The 17,544-nt window shown below is 41.8% G+C and carries 13 protein-coding genes; 7 read left to right on the forward strand and 6 right to left on the reverse strand.

Annotation, left to right across the window (positions count from 1 at the left end):
• Positions 1-144 precede the first annotated feature (144 nt).
• On the forward strand, positions 145-732 hold the full coding sequence (locus IEV36_RS14575) for an RBBP9/YdeN family alpha/beta hydrolase (RefSeq protein ID WP_005256230.1): 588 nt from the start codon (positions 145-147) through the stop codon (positions 730-732).
• On the opposite strand, the gene IEV36_RS14580 is transcribed toward IEV36_RS14575, so the two are convergent.
• Both IEV36_RS14580 and IEV36_RS14585 read right to left on the reverse strand, forming a co-directional pair.
• Positions 702-1,445, reverse strand: coding sequence for a pantothenate kinase (locus IEV36_RS14580; RefSeq protein ID WP_005256231.1), 744 nt, complete (start codon positions 1,443-1,445; stop codon positions 702-704). The genes IEV36_RS14575 and IEV36_RS14580 overlap by 31 nt on opposite strands.
• Positions 1,446-1,460: 15 nt before the next feature.
• Positions 1,461-2,237 (reverse strand): biotin--[acetyl-CoA-carboxylase] ligase, encoded by a 777-nt coding sequence (locus IEV36_RS14585; protein ID WP_004770833.1) that lies wholly within the window; start codon positions 2,235-2,237, stop codon positions 1,461-1,463.
• Positions 2,238-2,243: 6 nt separating this feature from the next.
• Between IEV36_RS14585 and IEV36_RS14590 the strand changes: the two genes are divergently transcribed.
• The 5 genes from IEV36_RS14590 (at position 2,244) to ligA (ending at position 10,976) form a co-directional block, all read left to right on the forward strand.
• Positions 2,244-3,044, forward strand: coding sequence for a sulfite exporter TauE/SafE family protein (locus tag IEV36_RS14590; protein ID WP_032863844.1), 801 nt, complete (start codon positions 2,244-2,246; stop codon positions 3,042-3,044).
• A gap of 366 nt (positions 3,045-3,410) precedes the next feature.
• Positions 3,411-4,106 carry a GntR family transcriptional regulator gene (locus IEV36_RS14595; protein ID WP_004770835.1) on the forward strand — a complete coding sequence of 232 codons (696 nt, stop codon included), beginning with the start codon at positions 3,411-3,413 and terminating at the stop codon, positions 4,104-4,106.
• Positions 4,107-4,116: 10 nt separating this feature from the next.
• Positions 4,117-7,602, forward strand: coding sequence for a chromosome segregation protein SMC (smc, locus tag IEV36_RS14600; RefSeq protein ID WP_005256233.1), 3,486 nt, complete (start codon positions 4,117-4,119; stop codon positions 7,600-7,602).
• Between the two features lies 1 nt (position 7,603).
• The gene (locus IEV36_RS14605; RefSeq protein ID WP_005256234.1) at positions 7,604-8,614 is read left to right on the forward strand and encodes a cell division protein ZipA C-terminal FtsZ-binding domain-containing protein; all 1,011 of its coding nucleotides are present in this window, start codon (positions 7,604-7,606) and stop codon (positions 8,612-8,614) included.
• Positions 8,615-8,948: 334 nt separating this feature from the next.
• Entirely contained in the window at positions 8,949-10,976 is a 2,028-nt protein-coding gene (ligA, locus tag IEV36_RS14610) for an NAD-dependent DNA ligase LigA (protein WP_005256235.1), read from the forward strand.
• Between the two features lie 253 nt (positions 10,977-11,229).
• On the opposite strand, the gene IEV36_RS14615 is transcribed toward ligA, so the two are convergent.
• Positions 11,230-12,285 carry an SDR family oxidoreductase gene (locus IEV36_RS14615; RefSeq protein ID WP_005256236.1) on the reverse strand — a complete coding sequence of 352 codons (1,056 nt, stop codon included), beginning with the start codon at positions 12,283-12,285 and terminating at the stop codon, positions 11,230-11,232.
• Positions 12,286-12,638: 353 nt separating this feature from the next.
• Here IEV36_RS14615 and ftn point away from each other — a divergent pair, with 353 nt between their 5' ends.
• Positions 12,639-13,103, forward strand: a complete 465-nt coding sequence (gene ftn / locus IEV36_RS14620) for a heteropolymeric bacterioferritin subunit Ftn (RefSeq protein WP_004770842.1) — start codon at positions 12,639-12,641, stop codon at positions 13,101-13,103.
• An 89-nt stretch (positions 13,104-13,192) separates the two neighbouring features.
• On the opposite strand, the gene IEV36_RS14625 is transcribed toward ftn, so the two are convergent.
• From IEV36_RS14625 to benE, 3 genes are all read right to left on the reverse strand, one after another.
• Positions 13,193-14,461 carry an OprD family outer membrane porin gene (locus IEV36_RS14625; RefSeq protein WP_005256239.1) on the reverse strand — a complete coding sequence of 423 codons (1,269 nt, stop codon included), beginning with the start codon at positions 14,459-14,461 and terminating at the stop codon, positions 13,193-13,195.
• Between the two features lie 45 nt (positions 14,462-14,506).
• A complete protein-coding gene (locus IEV36_RS14630; protein ID WP_005256240.1) occupies positions 14,507-15,865 on the reverse strand; it encodes an aromatic acid/H+ symport family MFS transporter in 1,359 nt (452 codons plus the stop codon).
• Between the two features lie 448 nt (positions 15,866-16,313).
• Entirely contained in the window at positions 16,314-17,519 is a 1,206-nt protein-coding gene (benE, locus tag IEV36_RS14635) for a benzoate/H(+) symporter BenE (RefSeq protein ID WP_005256242.1), read from the reverse strand.
• Positions 17,520-17,544 lie beyond the last annotated feature (25 nt).

A 17,544-nucleotide genomic window follows, 5' to 3' on the forward strand; every position in this document is an offset into this window, starting at 1 on the left:
AAAGGCGCGTAATGCGCCTTTTTTTATCCCCCTATTTTGAGTGGTGTTGTATAAAATTGATACAAAATATTAATGTTAAGAATAATTAAAAAAGCGCAATATATATTTCTAAGTTTATGTTTTTATTGAAAAATAGTGTTAAATATGTCACATAATTCAAAAAATAGTGTATTTATTCTGCATTGTGAAAATGCCGATCCAGATCAGCATTGGTATGGCTGGTTAGAACAACAACTGAAAAGCGATGAGCTTAGGGTTGAGCGTGTATTTCTTGCAGATGCCAGTCATCCAGAAGCAGAGATTTGGCAAACTTGTCTGGAAGCGCAATTAAAAGGGCTGAATGAGCGAAGTATCGTGGTGGCACATGGGCTTTCTTGTGTGGCGCTCTCACGATTTTTGGCTCAGAAATTGAAGCAAATGACCATCAAAGCGGGAATTTTTATTGCTGGTTTTAATGACCCGATTGCTCAACATCCAGAATTTAATGCTTTTATTCAAAATGCCCAGTTTGAGAGCGGCATTCTGAGAGCGAATATTCAGCGACGTCTGGTTTTCTTTTCCAGTAATGATCCTATGATTCCTGTGCCATTGATGTTTAAATTTTCAAACCTGCTCAATGCCCAGCTGATTGAGGTTGCTCAAGCTGGACATTTTCGTACAGAAGATGGCTTTAAGGAATTTCCACAGTTATTGCAGGCACTTCAAACTTTGCTTAAAGCTGAATTTAGCTGAACATAGTGTTTTAAACCTTGTAGAAGTAAATCTGATTCAACTTGAGGTTGATAATGACTGAGGAATTTAGCAAATAAAGCGGCGTCACCACCTGTTAAGATCAACTTTTTCGGGGATTGCTGCATGATTTGATCAATGGTACTGATCAGACCCAGCAATATACCGTGATGGACTGCATCGACCGTGTTATGACCCGGTTTTAAATTATCAAAGGCAGAGTCTGGAATTTTGATCCCTTTGGTATTCTGGATCAGCGAATCCCGTTGCAGATAGAGATTTGGCAGAATATAACCGCCGAGATGCTGTAAACCCTCAACTAGATCGATGGTCAGGGCAGTCCCGCAACCAATTACACAAAAGTTCTCATCTGGCTTTGCCATTGCCAAGACTTGCAACCAGCGGTCAATCCCGAGCTGACTGGGTACCTCATAACCACATTTCAGACCAGCATACTCTGCATGAACTTTGGCAAAGATAATCGGAATATCCAGAATATCAAGAATCATCTGGATACGTTGATTATTCTCTGAATCCAGTACGGAAGAAATACCAACCTGCGTCAGATTCTGATGACGAAAAAGCTGGATTAAACCCAGCAATAAATCGGCAGGCGATTGTAGGTGTAACTCGGCTGCGTGCTCAAGCACCTGATCGTTCTGTGTAATCCAGTATTTTAAACGGGTATTTCCAATATCAAGCCATAAACTTTTCATGAGCTCTTCCTATTCTCAAACTGAAGCGAGGCGTAAGCGACCTTGATAGAATTGCTGGATTTGATCGGTCTTGATCAATACCGCGCCTTCATTGGAGATACCTTGGAACAGTCCCTGAACTTTGCCTTGGGTATGCTCAAATTCCACGTGTTGATTGAGCCAAATCGCGTGGTGGTTAAAACGTTCTGCCAGATTATAACTGCCATGTTCAAACCATTGAGCAGCTTGCTGGATTGCCGTATAGAGTTCAGCAATTAATCCGATTCGGTCGATTGGATCTAAACCGAGCATTTGTAATGAGGTAATTTGCTGGTCAGCATTTTCCACAGGTGGCGTGGTTAAGTTGATGCCCACCCCAATAATCGCTTGATGAGTCGAAAGCGGCTCTACCAGAATGCCGCCCCATTTCCCTTGAGGACTATATAAATCGTTGGGCCATTTCACTTGTAGTTGAAGACCGTGTAAGCTCGGCATCTGTAGAATATTTAACGCAATTTCCAATGCCAGACGACCGTCTAGTGCTGTCTTGGTCTGGATCAGTGTGCTTAAATAAATGTTTCCTTCAGGAGAGGACCATGGTCGTTGATGTTGACCTCGACCTTGTGTTTGCTGCGCACTGCAAACCAGTCCTGTCGTAATGCCTTTTTCTGCAATTTCACGCATATCATCATTGGTTGATGTCGTGGTGGTCTTGAGTAAAACCACTTCGGGAAACTGATTTTTTGCGTTCAATAATTGTTGAAGCTGGCGGGTTGCGAAATCATCCATCATTTTTACAAGTAGCGTGGTCATTTGTTTATGGAGTTAATCATATATTTGCTGATTGGTGCAATTGCCGGATTTGCTGCGGGGCTATTTGGTGTGGGCGGTGGCTTAATTATTGTGCCGATTTTATATATTGTCTTCACGCAAATGAATTATGACCCGAATGTCATTATGCATATTGCAGTGGGTACATCGTTAGCAACCATTATTGTGACTTCAATCAGTTCGGTAACGGCCCATCATAAGAAAGGTGCAGTGCTTTGGCGTGTGTTCCGTAATCTTGCACCGGGGTTGGTGATAGGATCATTTTTGGGCGCTGGTATTGCCGACTTGATGTCAGGGCAGCATTTGCAACTGGTGATCGGTGTATTTGCAGTCTGGATGGCCTATAAGATGTTTAAAGGGGCCAATTCTGTGGTTGATCCAAATCGACACTTACCATCCGCACCGTTACAACTGGCTGCGGGTGGTGGCATTGGGGTAGCATCGGCGATTTTTGGTATCGGTGGTGGCAGCTTGACCGTTCCTTATCTGAATCGTCATGGTGTGGTGATGCAAAAAGCAGTGGCGACTTCGGCAGCGTGTGGATTGCCGATCGCTGTAGCAGGTGCATTGGGCTTTATGTGGTTTGGCGCCAAAGAACAGATTGAAGTACCGAATACCATTGGCTATGTTCATGTTTATGCATTTTTGGGCATTAGTGTCATGAGCTTTATCACCGCGAAATTTGGTGCCAAGGTTGCTCATCTTTTATCGCCAGCCATGTTGAAAAAATGCTTTGCAGGCTTATTGGTGGTGGTTGGGTGTTATTTCATCTACAAAGGGCTGATGTAGATATTAATTTGTTTTGTTAGTCATGAACTTCAAGAATGGATGAAGACGCTTATGTGCGTATTCATCCATGATTAAATTGCGATTGATTTAATATAAATAATATTTTTTGTGATTTATTCCATAAAGTTGTTTTCTGATCAGATGGATGGTTGGTGACTCATGGAAAATATAAATATTTGATAATAAAAATAGAAAAAATGATTTTTCATCTATTTTGAGAATGAATGGGTGCTTTTTCAGGACGATTGGCTTAAAAAGCAATAAAATTGTCAGACAATGATATAGAATTTATAGGGTGAGATCAGTTAAAACAAAAAAGCGTAAATAGCATTGGACAATGCGTATAACAAAGATAGCGAGGCGCTCATGAATCTCGAAGAGGCTGATAGTCTTTCTGAACAGATTGCAAAATATATTAGTGAACAAATTATTAGCGGTGAGCTGGTTGAAGGCGAACGTATTCAAGAGTTGCGCATTGCGAAAGAATTAGATGTCAGTCGCGGTTCTGTCCGTGAAGCATTGTTATTACTGGAACGTACTTATTTAATTGAGATTTTTCCAAGACGTGGTGCGATTGTATCTGAAATGTCGGCGCAACAGGTCAAAGCGCTATTTGATACTAATGTGATGGTTCTGGGGCATATCGTGCAACGCATTAGTGAAACTTGGCGTGTCAATGAAGCTGAGCATTTACAAGCTTTACTGGATCAATTGGTGGAGTTCGTCAGGGCGGGTGACATTGAAAAATTTTACGATGCAATCTTTAAATATTTAGCTGAACAACATGAAATGGTGGCAAATCCATATCTCATGCAATTTTATAAAGAACTGTTGCCTTCATTGCGCCGTAGCTATTTTCTCACCTTGAATACCTCGCGTCGGGAGCTACAAGAGTCATTTACCCTGTTTAAGCTGGTGATTGATGCTATTTTGATCCGAAAATCACAACAAGCTGCTTTATTTATGGAAGATTTTTGTCGACACTTGCGTAACCTTGTGTTGGAATCTCTGACACGTATGAAACAGATTGAATTGGCTTGGGCTAGACGCTCACGCCGCTAGTTAGGGCAGTATGCGTTTAAGTAGTTTAAAACTTTCAGGCTTTAAATCTTTCGCCGATAGTACAACATTAAATTTTAAGGCGAACCGAACTGCGGTTGTGGGGCCGAACGGTTGCGGTAAATCCAATGTTATTGATGCGATTCGCTGGGTCATGGGCGAGTCCAACGCACGTCAATTGCGTGGCGGCAGTATGCAGGATGTCATCTTTACAGGGACAGCCAAGCGTAAACCTGTCGGTGTTGCCAGTGTAGAACTTCGTTTTGACAATACCTATGGCAAATTGGGTGGGGCATATAACGCCTATAATGAGCTGGCCGTCCGTCGTCAGGTGACGCGTGAAGGGAAGTCGGAGTATTTCCTGAATGGTACGCGTTGTCGTCGTCGTGATATTACCGATATTTTCTTGGGTACAGGTTTAGGGCCGCGCTCTTATGCGGTGATTGAACAGGGCATGATTAACCGTCTGGTGGATGCCAAGCCTGAAGAAATGCGGGTCTTTATTGAAGAAGCCGCTGGGGTATCGCGTTATCAGGCACGTCGTCGCGAGACTTTACAGCACTTAGAACATACTGAACAAAATCTGGCACGTTTAGATGACATTGCCGCGGAATTGAAATCACAGCTGAGAAGCTTGAAGCGTCAATCTGAAGCTGCAATTCAATACAAAACCTTAGAAGGTCAGATCCGTACTTTAAAAATTGAGATTCTGTCTTTCCAAGCCAATCAAAGCCAAAAATTACAACAAGAATATACCCTTGAAATGACGGCATTGGGCGAACAATTTAAATTGGTTCGTTCTGAGTCACAGACGATTGAACATGATCTGGAAGCGACCAGTGCTTTATTTCAGCGCTTAATTCAGCAGTCTTCGCCATTGCAACAGGAGTGGCAGCAGGCAGAGAAAAAATTGGCTGAGTTGAAAATGACATTGGAACAAAAGCAGAGCCTGTTCCAGCAGAATAGCAGTAGTCTGGTACAGCTTGAACAGCAGAAAGTACAGACCAAAGAACGTTTACAGTTGTCTGAACTCCAGATCGAAACTTTATCTGCCCAGTTTGATGAGCAAAATGAAACATTATTGGCATTAGAACAGCAAACACAAACGGCCGAACAAAACGTGAGTGATGTTCAGGCCCAGCAAAAACAAGCACAACAGCAGTTTGAACAGCTCAAAGCACAGGTCGATAAGCAACAACAGCAAAAGTTGCAGATGGCCGCGCAAATTGAGCAGCTTGCCAAAAATGTGTTGCGAATCGAACAGCAAAAGCAAACGCTACAATCGCAAAGTGGTCAGATCCGAGCGCAGGTTCAAGATGAAGAACAGGCACAACTGGAACAATTGCAGCAACAACTTCATCAAGAGATAGTTGAGCTGGAAGCCGCTATTGAAGAACTACAGCAAAATTTACAGACGCAACAAGAACAACAACAGCTGGATAAGGCGGATGTGCAGACGCTTAAAACCGAAATACAAGTTTTACTGGCTGAACAAAAGAATTTGAATCAACTGGTAGCGAAACAAAGTCCAAAGCATCAGCAGAATACGCTTCGCTTGATGCAAAGCCTGCGTTTAACAGCGCAAGGTAAAAGCCATGCCAGTATCATTGAAAAGTTCTTAGCCAAATGGTTACAAGCGCATTTACTGGATGATGAACAGTCATTTCAAGAAGGTGTGGCTCGACAATTAAAGAATCCCTCCCAACCTCCCTTTGATAAAGGGAGGAGTTCCCCTCTTTTTCAAAGAGGGGTTAGGGGAGATTTAAAATATCTATCAGACTGGATTGAAGCCCCACAATCTTCATTATGGGCAAATGTTGCTGTGGCTGAGAGTCTGGCAATCGCCTTAGCGCATCAAGCAGAACTCCAGCAGACACAGTCGATTTTAACGCTGGATGGTTATCATGTTGGCGCAGATTGGGTGATTGGTCTGCATTACGATGAAGATAGCCAAAGTGCGCAAGGTATGTTGAGCCATCAAGTGCGTTTAGAGGAAATTGAGCTGCAACTTGCGGAGAAACAACCCAAGCTGCTTGAGCTGGAACAGCAATTTTCTCAACAGCAGCACACCTTGCAACAGCAACAACAACAGTTACAGCAACAACAGCAAAGTCTGAAACAAAAACAGAAAGAGCTGCAACAGTTAGATGTGCAAATTGCCAAATTGCAAAGTACAGCGCAGGCTTTTGTATTGCAGCAACAGCAACTGGCAGATCAACTTAAACAACTGGATCTACAGCTTGAAGAAGATGCGATGCAGCGTGATGATCTGGAAATTGATTTACATGCGCTTGCACTCAAATTAGAAGCGGTATTGCCGAATTATAAAACCTTGCAGTTTCAGGTAGAAAACCTGAATGAACAACTGGATGAACAACAACAACAGTTGCTTCAGCAGCAACAGCAACGTGAAAGTCTACGTCGCCAAACATCTCAGGCCAATCAGCAAATTGAGCTGTTAGAGAAAGATATTTCATTCTTAAAAACGCAGTATCATCAAATTATTGAACAAATTGAACAGGCAAAGAAATTTGTTGATCCGATTCAACTGGAACTGCCAAATTTAGAATCACAATTTCAGGAACAATTTCATCAAACTGAAAAATTGCAAAAAAACTGGAATGAATGGCAACTTGAACTGAATCAGATTCAAGAGAAACAGCAGCAGTTGACTGAACAGCGTCATCAAGCCCAGCAAAAAGATGAGCAGGTACGTGAACAGTTAGAGCAAAAGCGTTTGGCTTGGCAGGCAGCTAAATCGGATCGTGAACACTATCTGGAACAACTGAAAGAGTTGAATGCAGAAGCTTTATCTGATCTGTCGATTGAAATAAAAGATCATCAACAGAAACTGGAAAAAGCACAGCAGCAATTCGAAAAAATTGGTGCGGTCAATCTGGCAGCTTCGCAAGAATATGAGGAAGTATCACAGCGTTTTGATGAACTCAGTCATCAGATGCAGGACTTGCAGAATACGGTTGATCAACTGAAAGATGCCATGAAAAGCATTGATCAGGAAACCCGTAAGTTATTCATGACGACTTTTGATCAGGTCAATCAAGAGATGCAAGTCCTTTTCCCTAAAGTCTTTAATGGCGGGGAAGCGAGCTTAAGTCTTGAAGATGACTGGCAATCTGGTGTGAAATTGATGGCGCGTCCACCAGGTAAACGAAACAGTTCATTGGCTCTCTTATCGGGTGGTGAAAAAACCTTGACGGCATTGGCGCTGGTGTTTGCGATCTTTAGATTAAACCCTGCACCATTCTGTGTTTTGGATGAAGTTGATGCGCCTTTGGATGATGCCAACGTTCAGCGGTATTGTAATTTGGTAAAAGAGCTTTCTGAACAGGTGCAATTCATTTACATTACACATAATAAATTGGCGATGACAATGGCAACTGACTTACTGGGAGTGACCATGCCAGAGCCAGGCACATCAAAATTAGTGACTGTCGATTTAGAGCAGGCAAAAGAATACGGGTTAGTTGCGGAGTCATAGTATGGAAATGAATACAATAATAGGCATTGTTATCGCCGTTGTGATTATGCTCGTTGGTTTAATGATGCTTTTAAGAAAACCGAAACCAGTCGAGCCGTCATTAGAAGCGGATTTATATATTAATCCTGAAAGTCAGCAGCCTGTCATCCCTCGTCATGTACGAGATCAAGTTTTACCAGATGAAGTGGTCACCACAACTGAACGTGTTGAACCAAGTCTGAATACAGACGCGGTTGCGGTAGAGCCCTCAGTAGAAAAAACGGTTGAGACTGCAAATACCGCAGAAAAAACAGAAGCTGTGGTTTCAACAGAAGAAGTGGCTAAAGAAGAAACTGTTGAAGCAGTTGTAGAAACTGAAACTGTTCAAAAAGATGAGACCGTGACTGCTGAAGCAGAAACAACAGTCCTCTCTGAAAATGCAGAAGCTACAGAGAAAGCTGAGGAAAAGAAAACCGAAGCAGAACTCAGCTTGAACCCAAATATCGAAACGGTCGCAATTGAAGAGTTTGATGGCGAAAGTAATATTCTGGACGTGCATTTACACGAACAGCAACGCTACGACGATGAAAGTGCTTTAGCCACCGCAGAGCAGATCATTGCTCTGAATGTTTATCCGAATCCACGCCGTGCATTATCGGGTGATAAAGCACTCAAAGTCTTATTAAAATATGGCTTACGTTTCGGTGAAATGTCGTGCTTCCATCGTTATGAAAATACCGATGAACCAAGTGCCTTGATGTTCTCTGTATTGCGTATGACGGATAATGGCCCAGCTGGTTTTGATCTGGAAACCCTATCTGGTGAGCAGGTGCAAGGTCTTGCATTCTTCTTGGCATTACCAAACAGTAAGGCTGTTACGGGTTATGACATGATGACCAGTATTGCGGGTTTAATTGCGCGTGAAGTTGATGGTAAGGTCTATGATGAAAATAATCTGGAATTTACGCCGCAGTTAAAAGAACATTGGCGTCATCACGTGATTGATTATCGTCCAAATCAGGCGGCAGTTTAATTAGTTGTTTATTCAAAACTGATTAACATGTTTTTAAATTTGAAAATAAAGAACTTAACGGAGTCATGTTCGGTTCTCATCCTATTTTAGGTTAAACCTTCGGTCCGACTTACTTTTGTTTCGGCAAAAGTAAGCAAAACCATTGTCATCTGCAAAACCTGTTTACTTCTTTCATCAAAATTCTTTTATTGCAAAAACATTATTTTGCTTAAACCACGCAGGTTGCAGATGACATTTCTGAGTATCATATTTCATGTCTAACTCAGGTTCGATATACTAAATTTAGTAAAAATTATAGGGCGGTTTTTCCGCCCTTTTATATGGTGAAATTTAAATGGAACACAACTCAGTTATTGAGCAAATGCGTCAGTTAATTCAACTGATTGCAAAACATAATCATGCTTACTATGTGATGGATCAGCCTTCCATTTCAGACAGTGAATATGACCATTTATTTCATCAGCTGAAAGCTTTAGAACAACAATATCCAGACTGTATTCAAGCGGATACCCCCACCAATAAAGTCGGTGGACAAGCCTTATCAAAATTTGAAAGTGTCACTCATGCAGTGCCAATGTTGTCATTGGGCAATGTGTTTAATCAGGAAGACCTGTTTGCTTTTGCCCGTCGTATAGATGAACGTTTACCGAACCAGAAAGTCCAGTATGAAGTAGAGCTGAAACTGGATGGTTTAGCGATTTCACTGTGGTATGAAAATGGTGTGTTGGTTCGTGGTGTCACTCGTGGCGATGGCGAGACAGGCGAAGATATTACCCAGAATGTCAAAACCATTCGTAATTTACCCAAAGTATTATCAAGTCAGCATCAGGCGATTCCACAGTTTCTAGAAGTACGTGGTGAAGTATTGATGCCGAAGCAAGGCTTTGAAAAGCTCAATGCGGATCAGGAAGCCAAAGGCGATAAAACCTTTGCGAACCCACGTAATGCAGCGGCAGGTAGCTTAAGACAGCTCGATCCGAATATTGCAGCCTCACGTCCATTGGCGTTCTATGCCTATGGAATTGCGCAGTGTGTACCGAATCATGGATTGGAGACTATGCACGATAGTCTGCATTGGTTGACCAAGTTTGGTTTTGAAATTGCAGAACGTCAATTCCTGTGTGCTTCGATTGAGGAAGTACAACAACGCTATGAACAGATTCAACAAGAACGTCCAGATCTCAAGGTTGAAATTGATGGCATGGTGATTAAGGTCGACAGCCTTAAACAGCAACAACAATTAGGCTTCTTGAGTCGTGAACCGCGTTGGGCAACGGCCTATAAATTCCCAGCTCAGGCTGCACTCACCAAAGTTGAAAATATTGACTGGCAAGTGGGGCGTACAGGAACGCTAACGCCTGTTGCACGTTTAGCGCCAGTCTTTGTTGGTGGCGTGACGGTATCGAATGTGACCTTACATAACATTGGGGAAATTCACCGTTTAGATGTACGTGTTGGCGATACCGTAAGTGTTTACCGTACTGGCGATGTGATTCCAAAGGTCGAGAAGGTCTGGGCGGAGTTTCGTCCTGTGGATGCCGAGATGGTGCATCTTCCAGAAAATTGTCCAGTCTGTGATTCGCCTGTGGTCATGCCAGAAGGTGAGGCATTGGCACGTTGTTCAGGTGGTTTGTATTGTGCGGCACAGCGTATTGAAGCGATTCGTCATTTTGTATCACGTAAAGCCTTGGATATAGAGGGCTTAGGTGATCGTTGGGTAGAGTCACTTCTACATCTCGATCTACTCAAAGATGTCGCTGATATTTATCATTTGCATGAGCATCGTGACACTTTATTAACCATTGAAAAAATGGGTGAGAAATCGGTTCAGAACCTGATTGATGCGATTGAAGCCAGTAAGAAAACCACTTTGGCACGCTTTATTTATGCTTTGGGGATTCGTGGGGTGGGTGAGACCACTGCGCGTATGCTGGCGAATACGTTCCAGACGCTTGAGGCTCTGAAATCAGCGGATATTGAAGCGCTCAAGAAAACCCCTGATGTCGGTGATATTACTGCTGAATGGATTGCGGACTTCTTTCAGGCACCGCATAACATTGAGGTACTTGATCGTTTAATGGCAGCAGGTATTCATTGGGATGCACCAACCGCACCAACACGCCAACCCTTGAATGGTGAGAGTTGGGTGGTGACTGGAACGCTGGAAACCATGGGACGTGATGAGGCGACACAAAAGCTTCAAGCCTTGGGTGCTCGTGTGAGTGGTAGTGTTTCTAGCAAAACCAAATGTGTGGTTGCAGGCGAGAAAGCAGGTAGTAAGCTGGATAAAGCGCAGAAGTTAGATATTCGCGTGTTGAATGAACAAGAGTTCTTGGAATTTTTGGCGCAATACGAGGCTTAGATTTTAAAATAACAGATGAGGAAAATAACGGTGTCTTACTGAGTTCTCATCATATTTATAGATAAACCTTCGGTTCGACCTACTTTTGTTTTGGCAAAAGTAGGCAAAACCATTGTCATCCACAAAACCTGTTCATTTCCTACAATTGATCAATCAATCGCAGAAAAAATCTCTTTTCTTTATCACGCAGGTTGTGGATGACGTCTCCGAGTACCAAGTTTTAATTAGCTTTGAATGAATATATTGTTTTGAATCAAATATATTTTTTTACAATGCCGTCATCCAGCAATTGTTGGAAATGTTCACAGACACTTTCGCGCACATCGCGATATTCAATCCCTAAATCTTTCACGCTACGTTGTGAATTAAAATAGATGGGATAACCCATATTCAACTTTACAAATTGACGTGAATGACCGAGGATTGGCGCAACAAAAGAAAAAGCTGTTTTTGGCACAGTAAAGTGTGGGAATGGAAATTTATAGCCAAACTTCTGAGTAAGTGCCTTGCCCATATCCAATAAGCTTAATGTTCCACCACAAATAATATAGCGGCCGTGTGCATTTGGATTTAATGCCGCAGCGACATGTGCATCGGCAACATCACGAACATCGACAATCCCATTCCACATTGGCGGAACACCGAACAAGGTGGTGCCATTACCGAACTGTTGTAGTACTTCAATACTACCTGACTGACTGGCATCGGTCAGGGATGGCCCCATCACTAAAGCCGGGTTAATGCATACCAGATCCCAACGGTTTTGTTGCTCGGCCATTTCCCATGCTTTACGCTCGGCCATGACTTTTGAATAAGGATAGGGCTGGTGTGTTTCGCTACTGGTTGTGTTCCAGTGATTTTCATCAAACTCATTATTAGCGGTGTCTTGAATCTCAACTGCATCGCCATAGGTTGAGGCAATGCTTGATGTGAGTACGACACGTTTAACTGATTCAGTGCGATTAACGCTGTTCAAAACATTTTCTGTGCCTTTCACCGCAGGCTCAATGATATCTTTAACAGCATCTTTATAATTGGTGACAACGAAAGGCGATGCGGTATGAATCACGATCTCGCAATCTTTCATCGCTTCATCAAATGAACCTGATTCAAGCAAATCTGCTTTGAAAAACTGGATTTGTCCAGCTGATTGCTCTGCCAGATCATATAAATGCTGGATCTTATTTTTCTTTGATGGGTCACGTACAGTTGCATGAACTGTATGACCTTGATTCAACAGACGTTCAATAATCCAGCCTGCAATATAACCCGTCGCGCCAGTGACCAAAATTGGTTTGCTTTTATCCATTGTGGTTTCCACATTATGTTTTTGTGATTGCTGTTATTTACCGAATTTCGCTTAAACAAACAACAGCTGAGCAGTCATTTTTTATGATTTTTTGATCAAAACATCGGCGAAATAAGAAGCATTGCTAATGGTTACAAAAAATCAAACAAATGATTTTCAATAGAATTATCTCTTTTTAATGTGACAAATGATATGCAAAGGCTTATTTTATTTACATAAATTCAGTCAATTCGAACTGTAAATGCGTATGCTTCTCATTTTAATTTTATAAAAATCATAAACTTACACATATTTGTTTTTGCAATTCTGTTCTAACTTGACCATAATATTGTCATTCGATAGGAGTAAGTATTATGCGTGGCAATCCAGAAGTCATCGACTATTTAAATATGCTCATTGGCGGTGAATTGGCTGCTCGTGATCAATATTTAATTCATTCAAGAATGTACGAAGATTGGGGTCTGAACAAGATCTATGAGCGTATCGATCATGAAATGCAAGAAGAAGCATCTCATGCTGACGCAATCATTCGTCGTGTTTTGTTCCTTGGTGCTCAACCGAATATGAATCGTGAAGATATCAATGTCGGTACAGATGTTGTGAGTTGCTTAAAGGCCGATTTAGCACTTGAATATCATGTACGTGAAAAACTTGCGATTGGTATCAAACTATGTGAAGAAAAAGGCGACTTTATCAGCCGTGATATGTTACGCCAGCAACTTTCTGACACAGAAGAAGATCATACGTATTGGTTAGAAAAGCAATTACGTTTAATTGAATTGATTGGTCTACAAAATTATATTCAATCACAAATCTAATAAATTTCTGCACATGCAGTAATTAAAAAGGGAGCTTGCAATAAAGTTCCCTTTTTTATTTTGATCTGAAAAAATGCTGAAATGAAGGTTTAAAACTTTTTACTATAATTCACAAATAGGCGATCTTCACCAAAGTCATTGCCATGTTTCACGTTATAGTCAATACGGATGTATTGTAGCGAAACACCTTTAAGATAAGGCTGTTGCAATGCATAGTTGAGAATGAGATTGGACTCAGATTCATGATTTTTCTCACCATTGGCAGCTTTAAAATCATGTCCATAGACATATTTCACCATTGCATTTAGACCTGGCACATAATCTTTAAAATCGTAGCCATACATCAGGTGATAAGACTTTTCATTCTTTTTAAAGAAGCCTGTCGCGTTCCAGTTGATAAAATAGGTTTCCGGCAGAAAACCATCAGGTAACGGATAAGCTGACTCACCAATAATTTGTTGATAACCCATACCAAAAGACTGGTTATTCACTTTCAGCATTTCAAGCAAACCAATATTTTGAGCATCGATATCGAAGTTGTGACCATCATTCTTGGCATTAAAATATTTAAACTTGGAACTGAGACTAAAATTAGGCTGTTTCCACTGATGTTCTAATCCAACATAATGCTTGTTGTATAAGTCTTCTAAATTGCCAAAATAGTATTCTGCCTTCAATGATGGTGTGAGTTGATAACGCAAATCTAGATAATTTAGACCATCCGAATAAACGGTTTTGCCATTTGCGGTAAAGGAAAACTTTTTAAAATCTTCTTCATTGCGGGGTGACACTTTGGTCACTCGACCAATTTCGGCATAGAGCTGATCAGAAATTTGCGATTTTAAATTTGTCCCCCAATAAGAGGTGAGTAACTGGCGACTGGCATCCACCGCAGTTACAGGTAAGTCTAGCCAGAGTTCGCCCACACTTAATAAGGTTTTGTCATAACCAAGTTTCAGGGTCGCGCCATATTTTAAATAGTTAGATGCCTGTGATTGTGTTTGAACGTCAAAGGGCAGAACAGTATCAGCGACATGTTTATCTTTACTTAAGCGCACCGCATATTGCACCGAAGCATCTGCACCAATGGTGATCGGCTTATCTGCGATCTGTAGTGGTGTCTCCTGCATTTTGGATTTATAAAATAGGGATGCCGCTTGGGACCAACTGCCAGTATCTTTGAGATTTGGATTGTCAAAGTCTCGATTGATATAGGCATTCTTCAGGGTAAATTTCCATTCATCTTGAACAGTTTGAGTCGATTCTGCGGCAGCGAGTAGCGGGCTGTAAAAGCTCCCCATCACAAGCAGTGTAGAGGCCGTTAAGCCATGTGGTTTAAAGCGTGGTAATAAAGTCATAATCCATATCCAACGTAGGTGCGCCAGTCCTCGGCGCACTTATTTTTATTGCTGAGTCAGTGAAGCTTGTGTATCAAAGTTCGGTGCAGATTGTGCTGTCACTGAGGCTTTTAAATTGACCATAAAGATGGCAAGCGCAGCGATAATGCCTGGGATGGCAATCGCGAGAAAGTTCATTTGGTGAGGCAGTTCAAAGGTGAGCAAGGCACCCGTTAAGACAGGGCCAATGATGGCACCAATTCGTCCAATGCCTGAAGCCCAGCCCATGCCTGTTGAGCGTAATGCCGTCGGGTAGAATTGAGCGACAAAAGTATAGAGTAGAATTTGTGAGCCAATGGTTGCGGCACCAGCGATTGCAATCAAGCTATATAAAATAAATTGTGGACTATTAAAACCAAGCAGGATCAGGGCAGCCGCGCCAATCACGAACATACTGGTAATTACAGGTTTCAAATGGAATTTATCTGCCAGTGCACCGCCGCCAATCGCACCCACCATGCCTCCAATATTCAGTGCAAACAGGAATAACATACTGGCACCTAAAGAATAGCCTGCCTGTAACATCAGTTTTGGTAACCAGCTTCCCAAAGCATAGACCATCAATAAACACATAAAGAAGGCAATCCAAAACATGAAAGTACTAAAGCTACGACCTTGTTGGAACAGTGCACGGACAGGTGCTTCGGTGGTGGTACTTTCATTGAGAACCAGTTGGGTGTTGTTGGTTAATTCAGTTTCAGGTGCAATTTTAATGACGATCATTTTAGCTTGATCGTGATGATTCGATTTCACTAAAAATGCCAGAGATTCAGGCAGGAACTTCCAGATCACAGGCAACAGTAACAGGGGAATACCCGCAATTAAAAACATGATTTGCCAGCCCATATCTTTGACCAGCCATGCACCTAGTAAGGCTGAACTCATACCACCAATGGCATAGCCACTAAACATCAATGCAACCAAAGTGCTGCGGATTTTCTTCGGGGCATATTCAGTCATAAGGGCCACGACATTCGGCATCACACCACCAATGCCTAAGCCTGCAATAAAACGTAAAATTGCAAATTCAACTGGATTACTGGCAAAAGCACCGAGAAAGGTAAATCCGCTGAATAAGGTGACACAGATCAGAATGGTTTTCTTACGGCCCAGTTTGTCTGAGAGCGTGCCAAAAATCATGGCGCCAAACATCATACCAAAGAGTGCTGCACTGGCAAGCAATCCAGCTTGCACGGCAGTCAGTGACCATTGCTGCATCAGTAATGGCAGCGCCACACCATAAATCACCAGATCGTATCCATCAAAAATAATAATGATTAAACACCAAATTAAGACTTTCCAATGAAAAGCTGCAAAACGAGCTTTATCAATAATGTCATTAATATTGACCTTGTTTGTATCCATTGCTTCACCTCCGATTTGTGAAGTACAGGTTATTTTTTATTAAGCTATTTTGTTATTGGATCGGAGTCAAAAACCTAATTGATATATCTTTATGTCATTAAAGTATTGTGATTTTATTAATATAAACCATTGATAATTATTGTTTAAATTTAATTATTTGATTAGCTGTTAAAATTGAATTAAATATTAAATAGTGAGAATTTTGATGATTTTTTATGGCTTTTTAGCTGATTTTTAAATTGGGAAATCATGAGGTAAATAAACCCTCTGCTTTTAAATAAGGACATATTTTTATTTGAGTTGTTGAGATAAAAATACAGAAAATTTTATTTAGGGAGAAGATTTTATATTTGAAGGGGAATTTTTTGAGATGACTTGCTAACGCTTAAAAGTTTAACTTCATGATCAAAGTCTCTTTTATTCGCCAGCAAGCAGCAAGATCGTGTATTTATGAGTTGCTTTTGGTCGATTGTAGTGGGGAGGATTGAGAGAGAATAAGATGAGCAATGATCCCAATACAGATCCCCCAAAACACTGAACTTAAGCCTAGAAAATGCATCCCAGAAGCGGTAGAAAGAAAGGTAATCAGTGCAGCATCGCGGTGTTGAGGATTTTGCATGGCAGCAGTGATATTGGTTGCAATCGCTCCCAGCAAGGCTAAGCCTGCCAAAGCCGCAACCAGTTCTTTGGGCAATAAACTAAACAGCATGACAATACTACCAGCAAACAGTCCGCCGAGAATATAAAAAATCCCATTGGCGATCCCAGCGATATAACGCTTTTCTTTCAGTTCATGTGCATCTTTACCCATGCATAATGCCGCGGTAATCGAGGCGAGGACGATGGTAATACCGCCAACACAGGCAACCGCTAAAGAGGCAATACTGGTTGCACTGATAATGGGTTTGGCTGGCGTGTCATAACCACTCAGTTTCATGATCGCCATACCCGGCAAAAACTGACCTGACAGGCTGACCAAAATCAAGGGCAGGGCCAGATTTAAGGTGGAGTTCCATGACCATTCTGGGCTGATCCATTGTGGAACTGCCAGATTAAAACTCACTTCAACAGGATTCATTTTTCCCAAAAATAAACTGAGTAAGATTCCAGCTGCCAATACCCAGATCATAGTATAGCGAGGCATCAGCCGTTTTGCAATCAGAAATACCATCAGCATGCTAAACACAATCAAAGGCATACTATCTGAAGCAGTAAACAGATTGATCCCGAACTGGAACAGGATACCTGCCATCATTCCCGCAGCAACATCTTGAGGAATCCATTTCAGTAGTTTGTCGAAACAGCCTGTAATCCCAATCAGAAAAATCACAATTGCAGAAGTGATATAGGCCGCGACTGCTTCATTCAATGAAATATCAGGAAATAACGTGACCAATAACGCCGTCCCCGGTGCAGACCAAGCAGTAATGACGGGTGTTTTATATTTAATGGAGAGATAAATCCCCGCAACTGCCGCACCGATGGAAATGCCCCAAATCCATGACACCATCATGTCTGTAGAAACATTAGCGCGTTGCGCTGCCTGAAAGAAAATAATCAGTGGGCCAGAATAAGAAATTAGCACGGCAAGAAAGCCTGCAACCGTAGCTGAAATAGACCAGTCTTGTTTTAATGTTCTGAGTAAAGTTGTCATTCGGTGATGGCCTCCTTGCACATCT

The organism is Acinetobacter vivianii, from assembly GCF_014635885.1.
GTDB lineage: Bacteria > Pseudomonadota > Gammaproteobacteria > Pseudomonadales > Moraxellaceae > Acinetobacter > Acinetobacter vivianii.

What these genes read in the sequence shown, in the direction of transcription:
- IEV36_RS14575 (WP_005256230.1), top strand. Translation starts at nt 145, where the DNA reads ATGTCACATAATTCAAAAAATAGTGTATTTATTCTGCATTGTGAAAAT.
- IEV36_RS14580 (WP_005256231.1), bottom strand. Translation starts at nt 1,445, where the DNA reads ATGAAAAGTTTATGGCTTGATATTGGAAATACCCGTTTAAAATACTGG.
- IEV36_RS14585 (WP_004770833.1), bottom strand. Translation starts at nt 2,237, where the DNA reads ATGACCACGCTACTTGTAAAAATGATGGATGATTTCGCAACCCGCCAG.
- IEV36_RS14590 (WP_032863844.1), top strand. Translation starts at nt 2,244, where the DNA reads ATGGAGTTAATCATATATTTGCTGATTGGTGCAATTGCCGGATTTGCT.
- IEV36_RS14595 (WP_004770835.1), top strand. Translation starts at nt 3,411, where the DNA reads ATGAATCTCGAAGAGGCTGATAGTCTTTCTGAACAGATTGCAAAATAT.
- smc (WP_005256233.1), top strand. Translation starts at nt 4,117, where the DNA reads ATGCGTTTAAGTAGTTTAAAACTTTCAGGCTTTAAATCTTTCGCCGAT.
- IEV36_RS14605 (WP_005256234.1), top strand. Translation starts at nt 7,604, where the DNA reads ATGGAAATGAATACAATAATAGGCATTGTTATCGCCGTTGTGATTATG.
- ligA (WP_005256235.1), top strand. Translation starts at nt 8,949, where the DNA reads ATGGAACACAACTCAGTTATTGAGCAAATGCGTCAGTTAATTCAACTG.
- IEV36_RS14615 (WP_005256236.1), bottom strand. Translation starts at nt 12,285, where the DNA reads ATGGATAAAAGCAAACCAATTTTGGTCACTGGCGCGACGGGTTATATT.
- ftn (WP_004770842.1), top strand. Translation starts at nt 12,639, where the DNA reads ATGCGTGGCAATCCAGAAGTCATCGACTATTTAAATATGCTCATTGGC.
- IEV36_RS14625 (WP_005256239.1), bottom strand. Translation starts at nt 14,461, where the DNA reads ATGACTTTATTACCACGCTTTAAACCACATGGCTTAACGGCCTCTACA.
- IEV36_RS14630 (WP_005256240.1), bottom strand. Translation starts at nt 15,865, where the DNA reads ATGGATACAAACAAGGTCAATATTAATGACATTATTGATAAAGCTCGT.
- benE (WP_005256242.1), bottom strand. Translation starts at nt 17,519, where the DNA reads ATGACAACTTTACTCAGAACATTAAAACAAGACTGGTCTATTTCAGCT.